The 15,341-nt window shown below is 68.6% G+C and carries 17 protein-coding genes; all 17 read right to left on the bottom strand.

Features of this window, described 5'->3' with window-relative positions; all coding sequences use genetic code 11:
- Positions 1-8: 8 nt before the first annotated feature.
- The 17 genes from ACIO3R_RS07545 to rpmE all read right to left on the bottom strand — a co-directional run bounded on the left by ACIO3R_RS07545 (position 9) and on the right by rpmE (position 15,212).
- Positions 9-455, bottom strand: a complete 447-nt coding sequence (locus tag ACIO3R_RS07545) for a DUF2550 domain-containing protein (protein ID WP_385035246.1) — start codon at positions 453-455, stop codon at positions 9-11.
- Between the two features lie 140 nt (positions 456-595).
- Positions 596-970 (bottom strand): F0F1 ATP synthase subunit epsilon, encoded by a 375-nt coding sequence (locus ACIO3R_RS07550; RefSeq protein WP_024490839.1) that lies wholly within the window; start codon positions 968-970, stop codon positions 596-598.
- A 109-nt stretch (positions 971-1,079) separates the two neighbouring features.
- Complete coding sequence (gene atpD, locus ACIO3R_RS07555) at positions 1,080-2,522, bottom strand: F0F1 ATP synthase subunit beta (RefSeq protein WP_385035225.1); 1,443 nt, start codon at positions 2,520-2,522, stop codon at positions 1,080-1,082.
- Entirely contained in the window at positions 2,522-3,436 is a 915-nt protein-coding gene (locus ACIO3R_RS07560) for a F0F1 ATP synthase subunit gamma (protein ID WP_385035223.1), read from the bottom strand. The genes atpD and ACIO3R_RS07560 overlap by 1 nt, the downstream gene beginning before the upstream one ends.
- Before the next feature lie 3 nt (positions 3,437-3,439).
- Entirely contained in the window at positions 3,440-5,011 is a 1,572-nt protein-coding gene (atpA, locus tag ACIO3R_RS07565) for a F0F1 ATP synthase subunit alpha (protein ID WP_385035221.1), read from the bottom strand.
- A 140-nt stretch (positions 5,012-5,151) separates the two neighbouring features.
- Complete coding sequence (locus ACIO3R_RS07570; RefSeq protein ID WP_385035219.1) at positions 5,152-5,967, bottom strand: F0F1 ATP synthase subunit delta; 816 nt, start codon at positions 5,965-5,967, stop codon at positions 5,152-5,154.
- Positions 5,964-6,509 carry a F0F1 ATP synthase subunit B gene (locus ACIO3R_RS07575; RefSeq protein ID WP_123523513.1) on the bottom strand — a complete coding sequence of 182 codons (546 nt, stop codon included), beginning with the start codon at positions 6,507-6,509 and terminating at the stop codon, positions 5,964-5,966. Before ACIO3R_RS07575 ends, ACIO3R_RS07570 begins: the two co-directional genes overlap by 4 nt.
- A gap of 37 nt (positions 6,510-6,546) precedes the next feature.
- The gene (locus ACIO3R_RS07580; RefSeq protein ID WP_037689279.1) at positions 6,547-6,798 is read right to left on the bottom strand and encodes an ATP synthase subunit C; all 252 of its coding nucleotides are present in this window, start codon (positions 6,796-6,798) and stop codon (positions 6,547-6,549) included.
- A gap of 67 nt (positions 6,799-6,865) precedes the next feature.
- Entirely contained in the window at positions 6,866-7,693 is an 828-nt protein-coding gene (gene atpB / locus ACIO3R_RS07585) for a F0F1 ATP synthase subunit A (RefSeq protein WP_385035217.1), read from the bottom strand.
- Positions 7,694-7,918: 225 nt separating this feature from the next.
- The gene (locus ACIO3R_RS07590; RefSeq protein ID WP_363028755.1) at positions 7,919-8,362 is read right to left on the bottom strand and encodes a hypothetical protein; all 444 of its coding nucleotides are present in this window, start codon (positions 8,360-8,362) and stop codon (positions 7,919-7,921) included.
- Positions 8,363-8,621: 259 nt separating this feature from the next.
- Positions 8,622-10,007, bottom strand: coding sequence for an MraY family glycosyltransferase (locus tag ACIO3R_RS07595; RefSeq protein ID WP_385035213.1), 1,386 nt, complete (start codon positions 10,005-10,007; stop codon positions 8,622-8,624).
- Positions 10,008-10,153: 146 nt separating this feature from the next.
- Entirely contained in the window at positions 10,154-11,407 is a 1,254-nt protein-coding gene (glyA, locus tag ACIO3R_RS07600) for a serine hydroxymethyltransferase (RefSeq protein WP_385035211.1), read from the bottom strand.
- Between the two features lie 113 nt (positions 11,408-11,520).
- Complete coding sequence (locus ACIO3R_RS07605; protein WP_073736886.1) at positions 11,521-12,162, bottom strand: protein-tyrosine-phosphatase; 642 nt, start codon at positions 12,160-12,162, stop codon at positions 11,521-11,523.
- On the bottom strand, positions 12,159-12,806 hold the full coding sequence (locus ACIO3R_RS07610) for an L-threonylcarbamoyladenylate synthase (protein ID WP_123461670.1): 648 nt from the start codon (positions 12,804-12,806) through the stop codon (positions 12,159-12,161). The genes ACIO3R_RS07605 and ACIO3R_RS07610 overlap by 4 nt, the downstream gene beginning before the upstream one ends.
- A gap of 64 nt (positions 12,807-12,870) precedes the next feature.
- Positions 12,871-13,716 (bottom strand): peptide chain release factor N(5)-glutamine methyltransferase, encoded by an 846-nt coding sequence (gene prmC, locus ACIO3R_RS07615; protein WP_123461669.1) that lies wholly within the window; start codon positions 13,714-13,716, stop codon positions 12,871-12,873.
- A gap of 44 nt (positions 13,717-13,760) precedes the next feature.
- A complete protein-coding gene (prfA, locus tag ACIO3R_RS07620) occupies positions 13,761-14,837 on the bottom strand; it encodes a peptide chain release factor 1 (protein WP_363028747.1) in 1,077 nt (358 codons plus the stop codon).
- A 150-nt stretch (positions 14,838-14,987) separates the two neighbouring features.
- Positions 14,988-15,212 (bottom strand): 50S ribosomal protein L31, encoded by a 225-nt coding sequence (rpmE, locus tag ACIO3R_RS07625; protein ID WP_123461667.1) that lies wholly within the window; start codon positions 15,210-15,212, stop codon positions 14,988-14,990.
- Positions 15,213-15,341 lie beyond the last annotated feature (129 nt).

A 15,341-nucleotide genomic window follows, 5' to 3' on the forward strand; every position in this document is an offset into this window, starting at 1 on the left:
GCCCCGGTTTAAGCCACATTGACTCGCTGGCCGGGCGGTGCCGCCTCCAGCCAGGCGAGGAACCCGGTCAGGGCGTCCTCGCTCATCGCCAGCTCCAGGCGGGTCTCCCGGTGGAGACAGCCGAGCACGACGGCGTCGGAGAGCAGCGCGAGCTCCTCCTCCCCCTCGGGCAGCCGACGGGCGACCACCTCGATCGAGGCCCGCTCCAGCACCCGGCGCGGGCGCGGGGAGTAGCTGAAGACCCGGAACCAGTCGACCTTGTCCCCGTGGTAACGGGCGACCCCGTACACCCAGCCCTTGCCCGAGAGATCGGGCTCCACCGGCACATTCCAGCGCAGGCTGCAGTCGAAGGTCCCGCCTGAGCGCTGAATCAGCCGCCGGCGCAGACCGAAGACGAAGAGACCAACCGCGACCAGTGCGACGACCAGCCCGCCCACCCACAGCGCGAGGAACATCTCCACCGACCTCCTCGCGTCATCGAGTAAACGGATACCGCCCGAACTTCACCTGCACCTGCATCGCCTCAGCCGCGACACGGTCTGGAGAGGTCTCCAGCTCGGGCCGCGGCTGAGGGTAAAGACGTTTCGCGGGGTGGCTAGTGCACCGCCACCGCACGCAGTCGCACATCGGCACGGCGCTCGGCGGCGCCGTCCGTGTCCGACTTCGCACGTTCCAGCGCACGCTCGGCGCGCTGGACATCGATCTCGTCCGCCAGCTCGGCAATCTCCGCCAGCAGCGAGAGCTTGTTGTCGGCGAACGAGATGAAACCGCCGTGCACCGCGGCGATGACAGTGGAGCCATCGCTCGTACGGATCGTCACCGGGCCCGATTCCAGCACACCCAGAAGCGGCTGGTGACCGGGCATGACGCCGATGTCGCCGGACGTGGTGCGCGCGACGACCAGGGTGGCCTCGCCGGACCAGACACTACGGTCCGCCGCGACCAGCTCGACGTGCAGCTCAGCAGCCAAGGGTGGCTCCTCGGGTCACCACCCGGCGGTCATGCCGGGTGTTGGGTCAATTCTACGGGGCGTGGTGAGGGGGACGGGACGCACCCGCCCCCCTCGGTGAGCCGGAGGCTCAGGAGACGCCGAGCTCCTTGGCGTTGGCCTTGAGGTCCTCAATGCCACCGCACATGAAGAACGCCTGCTCGGGGAAGTGGTCGTACTCACCGTCGGCGATCGAGTTGAACGCGGCGATCGACTCGTCGAGCGGAACGTCCGAACCGTCCACGCCGGTGAACTGCTTGGCGACGTGGGTGTTCTGCGACAGGAAGCGCTCGATGCGACGGGCGCGGAAGACGGTGAGCTTGTCCTCCTCGCCGAGCTCGTCCATTCCGAGAATGGCGATGATGTCCTGGAGGTCCTTGTACTTCTGAAGGATTCCCTTGACCCGCATGGCGGTGTCGTAGTGGTCCTTCGCGATGTAACGCGGGTCCAGGATCCGGGACGTGGAGTCCAGCGGGTCCACGGCCGGGTAGATGCCCTTCTCGGAGATCGGACGGGAAAGAACCGTCGTCGCGTCGAGGTGGGCGAAGGTGGTGGCCGGAGCCGGGTCGGTCAGGTCGTCCGCGGGGACGTAGATCGCCTGCATCGAGGTGATCGAGTGACCACGGGTCGACGTGATGCGCTCCTGGAGGAGACCCATCTCGTCGGCCAGGTTCGGCTGGTAACCCACCGCGGACGGCATACGGCCGAGCAGGGTGGACACCTCGGAGCCGGCCTGGGTGTACCGGAAGATGTTGTCGATGAAGAAGAGCACGTCCTGCTTCATCACATCGCGGAAGTACTCCGCCATCGTCAGACCGGCCAGCGCGACCCGCAGACGGGTGCCCGGGGGCTCGTCCATCTGACCGAAGACAAGCGCCGTCTTGTCGATGACGCCGGACTCGGCCATCTCCTCGATGAGGTCGTTGCCCTCACGGGTACGCTCACCGACACCCGCGAACACCGACACACCGTCGTGGTTGTTGGCGACGCGGTAGATCATTTCCTGGATCAGAACGGTCTTGCCGACACCGGCACCACCGAACAGACCGATCTTTCCACCCTTGACGTACGGGGTGAGAAGGTCGATGACCTTGACGCCGGTCTCGAACATCTCGGTCTTCGACTCGAGCTGGTCGAAGGCGGGCGCCTTGCGGTGGATCGGCCAGCGCTCGGTGACCTCGGACTCGGCCTCGGGCTTGTTCAGGATCTCACCAAGGGTGTTGAACACCTTGCCCTTGGTCATCTCGCCGACCGGCACCGTGATGCCCTGGCCCGTGTTGGTCACCGGGGCCTGGCGGACCAGACCGTCGGTGGGCTGCATCGAGATGGCGCGGATCACGCCGTCGCCGAGGTGCTGGGCAACCTCGAGCGTCAGCTTCTTGATCTTGCCGTCCTCGGCCGGGTCGGCCACCTCGACGGTCAGCGCGTTGTAGATCTCCGGCATCGCGTCGACGGGGAACTCCACGTCGACGACCGGGCCGATGACCCGGGCGACGCGGCCCGTGGCAACGGCCGTCTCAACTGTGGTCGTCATTACTTGTCACTCCCCGCGGTCGCGTCGGCCAGCGCACTGGCACCACCGACGATCTCGCTGATTTCCTGGGTGATTTCGGCCTGGCGGGCCGCGTTGGCAAGCCGGGAGAGGCTCTTGACGAGCTCCCCGGCGTTGTCGGTGGCCGACTTCATCGCGCGGCGACGGGCAGCGTGCTCGGAAGCAGCGGCCTGAAGCAGCGCGTTGTAGATCCGGCTCTCGACGTACCGCGGAAGCAGGGCGTCCAGGACGTCCTCCGCCGACGGCTCGAAGTCGAACAGCGGCAGGATCTCTCCCTTGCCGTCCTCGTCCTTCGTGATGTCGAGGCTGAGCGGCAACATCCGGTTGTCCACCGGGTTCTGCGTCATCATCGAGACGAACTCGGTGAAGACGATGTGCAGCTCGTCCACGCCACCTTCGGCGGTCTCCTGGGTGACCGCCTCGATCATCGGGGCGGCCGCCCGCTTCGCATCCGCGTACGTCGGGCTGTCGGTGAAGCCGGTCCACGACTCCGCGACCTTGCGCTCGCGGAAGTTGTAGTAGGCGACACCCTTGCGGCCGATCACATACGTGACGACCTCCTTGCCCTCACCGCGCAGCCGCTCGGTCAGCTGCTCCGCGGCCTTGATGGCGTTGGAGGAGTAACCGCCGGCCAGACCGCGGTCGCTCGTGACGAGCAGGATCGCGGCCCGTGCCGGAGTCTCGGCCTCGGTGGTCAGCGGGTGCTTGGTGGTCGAACCGGTGGCCACCGCGGTGACCGCACGGTTCAGCTCGGTGGCATACGGCATCGAGGCCGCCACCTTGCGCTGCGCCTTGACGATGCGCGAGGCGGCGATCATCTCCATCGCCTTGGTGATCTTCTTCGTGGCGGTGACGGAGCGGATGCGGCGCTTGTAAACGCGAAGCTGAGCGCCCATCGATCAGCCCTCGCCCAGAAGCTTGCCGTCCGAGGTCTCGAACTGCTGCTTGAAGGCGGCAACCGCGTCGGCGATCGACTGCAGCGTGTCGTCGGACATCTTGGCGCCCTCGGCGATGCTGGTCAGGAGGTCCTTGCGCTCGCGGCGCAGGTACTCCAGCAGCTCGCTCTCGAAGCGACGGATGTCCTCGACCGGGACGTCGTCCATCTTGCCCGTGGTGCCGGCCCAGACCGAGACGACCTGCTCCTCGACCGGGAGCGGGGAGTACTGCGGCTGCTTCAGCAGCTCGACCATGCGCTTACCGCGCTCCAGCGAAGCCTTCGAGGCCGCGTCCAGGTCGGAACCGAAGGCGGCGAACGCCTCCAGCTCGCGGTACTGGGCGAGGTCCACGCGGAGTCGTCCGGACACCTGGCGCATGGCCTTGTGCTGGGCGGAGCCACCGACTCGCGAGACCGAGATACCGACGTTCAGAGCCGGACGCTGGCCGGCGTTGAACAGGTCGGACTCCAGGAAGCACTGGCCGTCGGTGATGGAGATGACGTTGGTCGGAATGAACGCCGACACGTCGTTCGCCTTGGTCTCGACGATCGGGAGGCCGGTCATCGAACCGGCACCCATCTCGTCGGAGAGCTTGGCGCAACGCTCCAGCAGACGCGAGTGGAGGTAGAAGACGTCGCCCGGGTAGGCCTCGCGGCCCGGCGGACGGCGCAGCAGAAGCGACACGGCGCGGTACGCGTCGGCCTGCTTCGACAGGTCGTCGAAGATGATCAGGACGTGCTTGCCCTGGTACATCCAGTGCTGACCGATGGCCGAACCGGTGTACGGCGCCAGGTACTTGAAGCCGGCCGGGTCGGACGCCGGGGCGGCGACGATGGTCGTGTACTCGAGCGCGCCGGCCTCTTCGAGGGCACCGCGCACAGAGGCGATGGTGGAGCCCTTCTGACCGATGGCGACGTAGATGCAGCGCACCTGCTTGTTCACGTCGCCCGAGCGCCAGTTGTCGCGCTGGTTGATGATCGTGTCGACGGCCAGCGCGGTCTTACCCGTCTGACGGTCACCGATGATCAGCTGACGCTGGCCGCGGCCGATCGGCACCATGGCGTCGACGGCCTTGTAGCCGGTCTGCATCGGCTCGTGCACCGACTTGCGGACCATGACGCCAGGGGCCTGCAGCTCGAGGGCGCGCCGGCCGTCGGTCGCGATCTCGCCGAGACCGTCGATCGGGGTGCCGAGCGGGTCGACGACGCGGCCGAGGTAGCCCTCGCCGACGCCGACGGAGAGCACCTCACCGGTGCGCTGCACCGGCTGGCCCTCCTCGATTCCGCTGAACTCGCCGAGGACGATCGCACCGATCTCGCGCTCCTCGAGGTTGAGGGCGAGACCGAGGGTGCCGTCCTCGAACTTCAGCAGCTCGTTCGCCATGGCGGAGGGCAGGCCCTCCACCTTCGCGATGCCGTCGCCGGCAACGCTGACCGTACCGACCTCCTCGCGCGAGGCCGCGTCCGGCTTGTACGACTGGACAAAGTTCTCCAGCGCATCCCGGATCTCCTCCGGCCGGATCGTGAGCTCCGCCATCTGGGTTCCCTGCTCTCCTTGTTGGGCCCGAAGTTTCTTAAGGGGGTCTGGGGGCCGACCCCCAGGAATCTTCTGCAATTTCTGCACGGCCCAACCGGGCCGCTGGTCTTGCTCTGTCTCTGTTGTTGCGCCGGGCCGGGTCAGCCGGCCATCCGCCGGGTCGCCTCGTCGAGACGCTCCGCGATGGTGCCGTTGACGACCTCGTCACCGACCCGCACCGTGACTCCGCCGAGGACCTCGGGGTCCACGTCGAGGTTCAGGTGCATCTGGCGGCCGTAGATCTTCGCCAGGGCGGCGCCGAGGCGCTGCTTCTGCCGATCGCTCAGCGGCACTGCCGAGGTGACGATCGCGACCATGCGGTCACGACGCTCCGCGGCGAGCTTGGACAGGGAGTCGAGTCCCTCTTCCAGGCTACGTCCCCGGGGCTGGGTGACAAGCCGCACGATGAGGCGCTCGGTGACGGGCCGCGCCTTTCCGCCGAGCAGGCTGCGCAGCAGCTCGCCCTTGGCGGCGGGGGTCGCGGTCCGGCTGGTGAGCGCGGCGCGCAGCTCCGGGTCCGAGGCGACGATCCGGCCGAACCGGAACATCTCGTCCTCGACGTCGTCGAGGTCACCGCTGCGCTGGGCGGCGGTGAGGTCCGCGGTGTTCGCCAGTTCCTCGACCGAGTCGACCAGGTCACGCGAACGCGACCAGCGCGAGCGGACCATGCCGGAGACCAGATCGACGGCTTCGCCGCCCACCTGGCCGCGCAGCAGACGCCCGGCCAGCTCGGCCCTGGCCTCGCCGGCCTGGGCCGGGTCGGTCAGGACCCGGCGCAGCGACACCTCGCGGTGCAGCAGCGCCGTGACTCCGGCCAGGTCCTCGGCGAGCTTCGCCGCATCGACCGACGTGTTGTCGGTCAGTGCGTCGAGACGCTCGCGTGCGGCAGCCAGTGCCTCGCGGCTCGCGCCGTTCATCGGACTGCCTCGGCCTTCGCCTCGAGCTCGTCGAGGAAGCGGTCGACGGTGCCACTCTGCCGGGCGTGGTCCTCAAGGGACTCGCCGACGAGCTTGCCGGCCAGGTCGGTGGCGAGCTTGCCCACGTCCTGGCGCAGCGCGGACGCCGCGGCCTTGCGGTCGGCCTCGATCTGGGCGTGGCCCGCAGCGACGATCTCCTCGCGCTGCCGCTGGCCTTCCGCCCGCATTTCCTGCAGGATCACGGCGCCCTGCTCCTGCGCCTCCTGGCGCATACGAGCGGCTTCGTGGCGGGCCTCGGCGAGCTGAGCCTTGTACTGCTCAAGCACGCTCTGGGCCTCGGTCTGGGCCGCATCGGCCTTTTCGATACCGCCTTCGATGGCCTCGCGACGCTCTTCCAGAACCTTGTTGATGTTCGGGAGGAGCTTCTTGGCGAGGAAGCCGAAGACGATGACAAAGGCGATGAAGCCAATGACGAGCTCAGGAATCGGCGGGATGAGCGGGTTTTCCGCTTCCTCCGCCGCGAGCTGAACCAGAGGGTTCACGTCAGTGCCTTCCGTCGAATGGGCTGTTCGCGACCGGTCAGGAGGTCGGGTAGACGAACGGCATGACCAGACCGATCAGGGCGAGCGCCTCACAGAAGGCGAAGCCGAGGATCTGGTTGGCGCGGATGAGACCGGCAGCCTCGGGCTGACGGGCGAGCGCCTGGGTGCCGTTACCGAAGATGATGCCGACGCCGACGCCGGGGCCGATCGCGGCGAGGCCGTAACCGATGGAGCCGAGGTTGCCCTTGATTTCGACGCTGGTGGCGGCGAGGGTCTGGAGAGCAGACATGCCGGTTCTTCCTTCTCTTTCTTGGTCCAGTGGGGGTTGGCCACCGGGTGCTTCAGGAGGTGGGTGCTCAGTGGCCCTTGGCGAGAGCGCCCTGGATGTAGCTGCAGGTCAGCAGGACGAACACATAGGCCTGAACAGCCTGGATAAAGAGCTCGAACGCGGTCATCACGATGACCATGACGAACGAGACACCCGCGTAGGCGATGCCGATGCCGTTGAGCAGGTACCAGCTGGCGATCGTGAAGAGCAGCAGCAGGGTATGGCCCGCGAACATGTTGGCGAAGAGCCGGACGGCGTGCGTGAACGGCCTGACCAGCAGGTTCGAGAAGAGCTCGATGGTCATCGAGAGCGGAAGGACCGCGCCAAGGCTCTTGTCGTAGCCCGTGAAGTTCTTGAGGGCTCCGACAAAACCGTGCTTCTTGAAGGTCAGGCTGACCCATAGGACGTACACGATCGCGGCGAGCGCGGCCGGGTACGCGATGATCGCCGTCACCGGGAACTGGGCGACCGGAATGATGGACCAGAGGTTCATCATCCAGACGAAGAAGAACAGCGAGACGACGAGCGGGACGTACTTGTCGCCCTCGCGCTTGCCGATCGTCTCGTAGACGACGCCGCGGCGTACGAAGTCGTAGCCGGCCTCGGCCACCATCTGCAGCTTGCCCGGAATGAGCTTCGGCCTGGCGAACGCGGCCCAGAAGAAGCCGACGATGATGACCGAGCCGACCAGCGCCAGCAGCATCGTCTTGTTGAAGTACAAGTTGCTGTCCCCGTCGCCCCAGAGGGGCTCGAACAGGAACGAGTGCAGACCGGGAGCCGGGAAACCACAACCGTTGTTCTGGAAGATGTGGCAATCGGTCTCGAAGGCGAGCACCTGTGTCGGGTCAGCACTCACCGCGGGCTCCTTCAGCGTGGCGCATAGGTACGGCAACCTCGTTGTGTCGGCGCGGCGCGCAGCCGCGGTTCGGCACTGGACTGGTGTTTCGGATGTGTGAGCGGCAGTCAGGCATTGAGCCTCGCGATCGAGCAGGCGTCAGCTCACATGCCCGCGCCCGCGGTGCCGCAGTTGGAACCGGACGATAGCAGGGTCCTGAACTCGCCCTTATCCCGCCCCTACCCTTCACGACCTGGACCCAGTGTTCTTGGGCTTCTCACCCTTGTCGGACTCCGACTCGGGCTCGACGTAAAGGATCTTGGCCTTCATGTGCGCACGCGCCTGTGCGCCGATCCACACGAGAGTCGTCGCGACCAGCGTGATCGCGAAGGCCTTCGGGTTGAACATCGTGGTGTTCTTGAATACGGCGACAAAGATGAACAGCAGAAGCAACTGAGCCGTGTACAGCATCAGCCCCATCGCCTGGAACAGGTGGGGCAGGGACTTGGCGGTCCGTTGCAGGACCACGAGCCCGATCCCCATGAAGAGGATGACCACGATCGTCGCAACGATCGCGCCCAGGGCTCCCTTGCCACCGGCGACGCCAGCGCTGATCGCGGCGGCAACAGCGCCGGCGACAGCGGTGGGTACGGCGGTCTGGAGGAGAGTCCGGACGTCGTTGGACGGCATGGCGGCAGCTCCGCTTGCTGGGGGTTGGCAGTGTGTCGTCATGGACGAGCGTAGGCCCGGTCCGAGTCGATGCCTCGGGGCCAAGGGACCGTGCTACTCAGGTCCTTCGGCTCTGTCACCGGGTTCGTGAACGGTATCACAAACTATTTGATGAGGTCTTTACCAAGAAAGTGTGCTCGCTGTCACACTTGAGTGTGAACAAGCGCGCGTGAGCAAGACAACCCAACGACTTGTCTGGTATTGCCCATTGATGCCCGAATCATCGACGTGTGGAATCGGTCTCACGCCGGTCCGAAAATCGCGAACGGGGGCCAATGGCGGTCGCCCCGTTGACGCCCGAGACCCCTGCGGCGACCGGGGCCCGTGGAGGGGTCTCGGACCCCTCCTGCCCCATCTGCGCGTCCAGCGGCTCCTGTTGGTCTTCCGGTCCCTCCGCGGATGCTGCCGCGGGCTCCTCGACCCGGCGCCGCCGCCGGTAGCGGGGCGGCACGATGCGCTGCGCCCACAGCGGGGCGCGCGGGGTGAAGCGGGGCATCAGGAGCAGGATCAGGCCGAGCGCGCTCAGGCCCACGATCACCAGGACGATCCACATCGACGCCGAGTGCACGGAGTAGCCGACGGCGCCGAAGGCGATCAGGGCCGACCAGAAGTACATGATCAGCACCGACCGGCTGTGCGAGTGGCCGATCTCCAGCAGGCGGTGGTGCAGGTGGCCGCGGTCCGCCGCGAACGGCGACTGGCCGTTCCAGGTGCGCCGCACGATCGCCAGCACCAGGTCGGCCGCCGGGATCGCGATGATGGTGAGCGGCAGCAGCAGCGGGATGAAGACCGGCAGCATCGCGTGGGTCGCCTGGCGCTCGCTGCCCTCGAAGATCTTCATGGTGTCCGGGTCGACCTGGCCGGTCACGGAGATCGCGCCGGCGGCCAGGACGAGGCCGATGAGCATCGAGCCGGAGTCGCCCATGAAGATCCGGGCCGGATGCATGTTGTGCGGCAGGAAGCCGAGGCACATGCCCATCAGGATCACCGTGAAGAGCGTCGCGGGGGCGGCCGCCTCGATCGTGTGTCCGTACCAGAGCCGGTAGGTGTAGAGGAAGAACGCGGCGGACGCGATGAGGACCATGCCGGCCGCCAGGCCGTCCAGGCCGTCGACGAAGTTCACCGCGTTGATCGTGATGACGACCAGGGCGACCGTGAGCAGCGTGCCCTGCCACTGGGTGAGGGCGACGGTGCCGACGCCGGGGATCGGCAGCCACAGGATCGTCAGGCCCTGGAGGACCATGACCGCCGCGGCGATCATCTGTCCGCCCAGCTTGATCAGGGCGTCGATCTCGAACTTGTCGTCCAGCACGCCGATCAGCCAGATCAGCGCGGCCCCGGAGAGCAGCGCCCGCGGTTCACTGGAGAGGTCGAAGACGCCGTCGAGGTTGGCCAGGTGATCGGCGACGATCAGACCGGCGCACAGTCCGCCGAACATGGCGATGCCGCCGAGCCTCGGGGTCGGTTCCCGGTGGACGTCACGCGCACGGATCGCGGGCATCGCCCCGACCGCGATGGCGAACTTCCGCACCGGGCCGGTGAGCAGATACGTCACCGCCGCCGTGACACAGAGCGTCAGCAAGTAATCACGCACGGGCTGCCCCACAAATGTCGCCGGCCATCTCAGCCCACACCTTAGCCCGACCGGCACACGCCCCCGCTCGGGCCGACTACGCCGGCCTCATGGTTGAGGACACGGAGGCAGCCGTGACGGTTGCACCGGCCGCCCTCATTCAGGACACCGGACCTGTGTCACGCCGGGTACGGCGGATACTTCGCCGCCAGTTCCCGCACCTCCGTGAGGACGTCGCCCTCCTCGCGCACCGCCGCGCCGAACAGCGCCGCGAGCCGTGCCATGGCGGCGTCCCCCATGCCCTGGGTGGTGACGGCCGCGGTGCCCAGCCTGATGCCCCGGGCGTCCCCGTACGGAAGCGCGCAGGTGTCCAGCACCAGGCCCGCCGCCGCCAGCCGGGCGCGGGCGGTGTGGCCGTCCACGCCGAGCGGGGCCGGGTCCGCGACGATCAGGTGGGTGTCCGTGCCGCCGGTGGTGACCTCGAAGCCCTCGGCCTCCAGACCGGCGGCGAGCACCCGGGCGTGGGACACCACACGGTGGGCGTACGCGGCGAAGGCCGGGGTCGCCGCCTCGTGGAACGCGACGGCCTTCGCGGCCACCGTGTGCATCTGGGCACCGCCCTGGGTGAAGGGGAAGACCGCGCGGTCGATCCGCTCCGCCAGCTCCGCGCCGCACAGGATCATGCCGCCGCGCGGCCCGCGCAGCACCTTGTGCGTGGTGGCGCAGACGACGTCCGCGTACGGAACGGGGTTCGGCGCCGCTCCCCCGGCGATCAGCCCCATCGGGTGCGCGGCGTCGGCGATGAGGTACGCGCCCACCTCGTCGGCGATCTCACGGAACCTCTCGTGGTCCGGGTGACGCGGATAGGAGATGGAGCCGCTGACGATCGCCTTGGGCCGGTGGGTCCGGGCCAGGGTCCGGACCTGGTCGTAGTCGATCAGTCCGCTCTCTGAGTCCACCCCGTAGCCGATGAACTCGAACCAGCGCCCGGAGAAGTTGGCGGGTGAGCCGTGGGTGAGGTGTCCGCCGTACGGGAGTCCCATCGCGAGGACCGTGTCGCCGGGCCGCAGCAGGGCCGCGTACGCCGCGAGGACGGCAGAGGAGCCGGAGTGCGGCTGGACGTTGGCGTGCTCGGCGCCGAAGAGCGCGGTGGCCCGGCGGACGGCGAGGCGTTCGGCGGCGTCCGCCTGTTCGCAGCCGCCGTGGTGCCGCTTGCCGGGGTAGCCCTCGGCGTACTTGTTGGCGAGCGGCGAGCCGAGCGCGGCCAGGACCGCGGGCGAGGTGAAGTTCTCGGCGGCGGTCAGCTGCAGGGTGCCGGACTGCCGGCGCAGCTCCGCCAGCAGCACATCGGCGATCTCCGGGTCCTCCCGGAGCAGGGCGTCGAAGTCCTGCGGCAGGGTGGCCGGGGGTGCGGCGGGGGCGGTGACCGGCATCGGGGGCTCCGGGCCTGGGAGGAGTGCGCTGAGGTCAGCTCCAATGTAGGCCCGCGACGGGTCCGCTGCCCGCTGTCACGCCCCGCGGTGCACCCGTCCGGCCCCCGCGCCGGTCAGCGCGGGGTCGATACGCCGGTCAGCGCGGTGACGACCGGTTCCAGGGCCTGGTTGATCTCGTCGCCGATGGACCGGAAGAACGTGATCGGGGCGCCGTAGGGGTCGTACACCTCGTCGGCCTCCGCGGTCGGGGCCAGCAGCCAGCCACGCAGCGCGGCGGCGGCGCGCACCAGCGCGCGGGCGCGCTCGACGACGCCCTCGTCCTTCGCGTCCGGCAGCGTCGCGTGGTCTATCGCCCGGACCAGCCGGGTGAACTCCTTGAGCGTGAAGGTCCGCAGACCGGCCGAGTGACCCATCGAGATCACCTGGGCCCGGTGGTCGCGGGTGGCGGTGAGCACCAGGTCGGCGCGGATCACGTGCTCGTCCAGCAGCTCACGGCCGACGAACCCGGTGGCGTCGGCGCCGAAGTCGGCGAGGACCACCTCGGCGTTGGCCTCCATCGGGGCGCCCTCGTGCCCCCAGGTGCCGGCACTCTCCACGATCAGGCCGCCCTGGAGCGGGTCGCCGAGGCGGTCCACGAGGGCATGGCGGGTCAGCCGCTCGGTGATCGGTGAGCGGCAGACATTGCCGGTGCTGACGTGGAGGATGCGGAAAGTGTCGGTCTGCCCCGCTATGCCACGCCCCTCAGGGGCGGTCAATTGGCCACCTCGAGGTCGGGTACCACCTTGCGCAGCTCCTCCGCGGAGAGCGCGCCGGCGCGCAGCAGGACCGGCACCTTGCCGGTGACGTCGACGATCGAGGACGGGACGATGCCCGGCGTCGGACCGCCGTCGAGGTAGACGGAGACGGAGTCGCCCAGCATCTCCTGGGCGGCGTCGCAGTCCTCGGGCGAGGGGTGTCCGGTGAGGTTGGCGCTGGAGACGGCCATCGGGCCGACCTCGGTGAGCAGCTCGATGGCGACCGGGTGCAGCGGCATCCGGATGGCGACGGTGCCGCGGGTGTCGCCGAGGTCCCACTGGAGGGACGGCTGGTGCTTGGCGACGAGTGTGAGGGCGCCGGGCCAGAAGGCGTCGACGAGCTCCCACGCCTGCTCGGAGAAGTCGGTGACCAGGCCGTGCAGGGTGTTCGGGGAACCGATCAGGACGGGCGTCGGCATGTTGCGGCCGCGGCCCTTGGCGTCCAGCAGGTCGGCGACGCCCTCGGAACTGAAGGCGTCCGCACCGATCCCGTACACCGTGTCGGTGGGCAGCACGACCAGTTCGCCGCGGCGGACGGCGGACGCGGCCTCGCGCAGACCCGTCGTACGGTCCGTCGCGTCGTTGCAGTCGTATCGCCGTGCCATCAGCCGGCCTCCTCAAGCATGTTCGGGTAGGGCTGGTACGGGTCGTGCGGGTGGTGGCCGCCGGTCACGGCATCGCCTTGCGGGCCGTGGCGAACCGGGGGCGGTTGTTCAGGTCGGGGTGGTCGGCCGCGTCGGCCCAGCCCCGCTCCTCGGTGAAGATCCACGGCACCTGGCCGCCCTGGGTGTCGGCGTGCTCGATGACGACGAGGCCGCCGGGGCGCAGCAGGCGGTGCGCGGTGCGCTCGATGCCGCGGATGGTGTCGAGGCCGTCCTCACCGGAGAAGAGAGCCATCTGGGGGTCGTGGTCGCGGGCTTCGGGGGCCACGTACTCCCATTCGGTGAGCGGGATGTACGGCGGGTTGGAGATGACCAGGTCGACCTGTCCGTCGAGCTCGGGAAGGGCCGTCAGGGCGTCTCCGCGGTGCACGGTGACCCTGGAGTCCTCGGCGTTCTTCCTGGTCCATTTGAGGGCGTCCTCGGACAGCTCCACGGCGTGCACGCGCGAGCGCGGCACCTCCTGGGCCATGGCGAGGGCGATGGCACCGGAGCCCGTGCACAGGTCGACGATCAGCGGCTCGACCACGTCCATCGCGCGGACGGCGTCTATCGCCCAGCCGACGACCGATTCGGTCTCCGGGCGGGGCACGAAGACACCGGGCCCCACCTGGAGCTCCAGATAGCGGAAGAAGGCGCGTCCGGTGATGTGCTGGAGCGGTTCGCGGGCCTCGCGCCGGGCGATGGTCTCCCAGTAGCGGGCGTCGAAGTCGGCGTCCGGCACGTTGTGCAGCTCGCCCCGCTTGACGCCGTGCACGAACGCGGCGAGTTCCTCCGCGTCGAATCTCGGCGAAGGCACACCGGCGTCGGCCAGCCGCTGGGTGGCCTGGGCCACCTCGGCGAGCAGCAGGTTCATCGCGGTTCTCCGTACAGGTTCACGAGCGGTGCGGGTGGTGGAGCTTACGCGGCGGCGAGCTTGGCGGCGGAGTCGGCGTCGACACAGGCCTGGATCACGGCGCCCAGGTCACCGTCGAGCACCTGGTCCAAGTTGTACGCCTTGAAGCCGACGCGGTGGTCCGAGATGCGGTTTTCCGGGAAGTTGTAGGTACGGATCTTCTCGGAACGGTCGACCGTGCGCACCTGGCTGCGCCGTACGTCGGAGGCTTCCTGCTCGGCGGCCTCCTGGGCGGCGGCGAGGAGCCGCGAGCGCAGGATGCGCATGGCCTGCTCCTTGTTCTGGAGCTGGCTCTTCTCGTTCTGACAGGAGGCCACGACGCCGGTGGGCAGGTGCGTGATGCGGACGGCGGAGTCCGTGGTGTTGACGGACTGGCCGCCGGGGCCGGACGAGCGGTAGACGTCGATCCGCAGGTCGTTGGCGTGGATCTCCACGTCGACCTCCTCCGCCTCGGGCGTGACCAGCACACCGGCGGCGGAGGTGTGGATGCGGCCCTGGGACTCGGTGGAGGGCACGCGCTGCACACGGTGCACGCCGCCCTCGTACTTCATCCGGGCCCAGACGCCCTGGCCGGGTTCGGTGGCCCCGTTGCCGCCCTTGGTCTTCACGGCGACCTGGACGTCCTTGTAGCCGCCGAGCTCGGACTCGGTGGAGTCGATGATCTCGGTCTTCCAGCCGACCCGCTCGGCGTAGCGCAGATACATGCGCAGCAGGTCCCCGGCGAACAGGGCGGACTCGTCGCCGCCCGCGCCCGCCTTGATCTCCAGGAGCACGTCCTTGTCGTCACTGGGGTCACGGGGCACGAGCAGGAGGCGGAGCTTCTCGGTGAGCTCCTCGCGCTCCTTCTCCAGGTCCTTGACCTCGGCGGCGAAGTCGGGGTCGTCGGCGGCGAACTCGCGGGCCGTCTCGATGTCCTCGCCGGTCTGCTTCCAGGAGCGGTACGTGGCGACGATCGGGGTCAGCTCGGCGTAGCGCTTGTTGAGCTTGCGCGCGTTGGCCTGGTCGGCGTGGACCGACGGGTCCGCGAGCTTCTTCTCGAGATCGGACTGTTCGCCGATCAGTTCCTCGACCGCCTCGAACATCTTCGGGCTCCTGGTTTCTTCGCTCGACGTACGGCCGGCCGGCGGGGGTGCCTGCCGGGCGGGATGCGGGGATGCCGTGTCCCGGCCGGAAAAAACGCCGGTCTCGGCGCCCCCGGGAAGAGGGCGCCGAGAACCGGCGCTGTTGGCTCGCTACTTGCTGGCGGAGCCGGCGGCCTTGCCGAAGCGGGCCTCGAAGCGGGCCACACGGCCACCGGTGTCGAGGATCTTCTGCTTGCCCGTGTAGAACGGGTGGCACTCGGAGCAGACGTCCGCACGGATGGCGCCGCTGTCCAGGGTGGACCGGGTGGTGAACGACGCGCCACAGGTGCAGCTGACCTGGGTCTCGACGTACTGGGGGTGGATCTCGCGCTTCAAGGGTGTCTCCTAGTTTCGGGAGGGCGCCGGGTCGTACGCGCGGATTGCGTGTCCGTGAACCGGGGCCGACGTACCAGTCTGCCAGGACCGGCCGTATCTCCCAAAACCGGGGTCGGCCCGGAACTATTC

The organism is Streptomyces sp. NPDC087428, from assembly GCF_044744085.1.
Classification (GTDB): Bacteria; Actinomycetota; Actinomycetes; order Streptomycetales; family Streptomycetaceae; genus Streptomyces.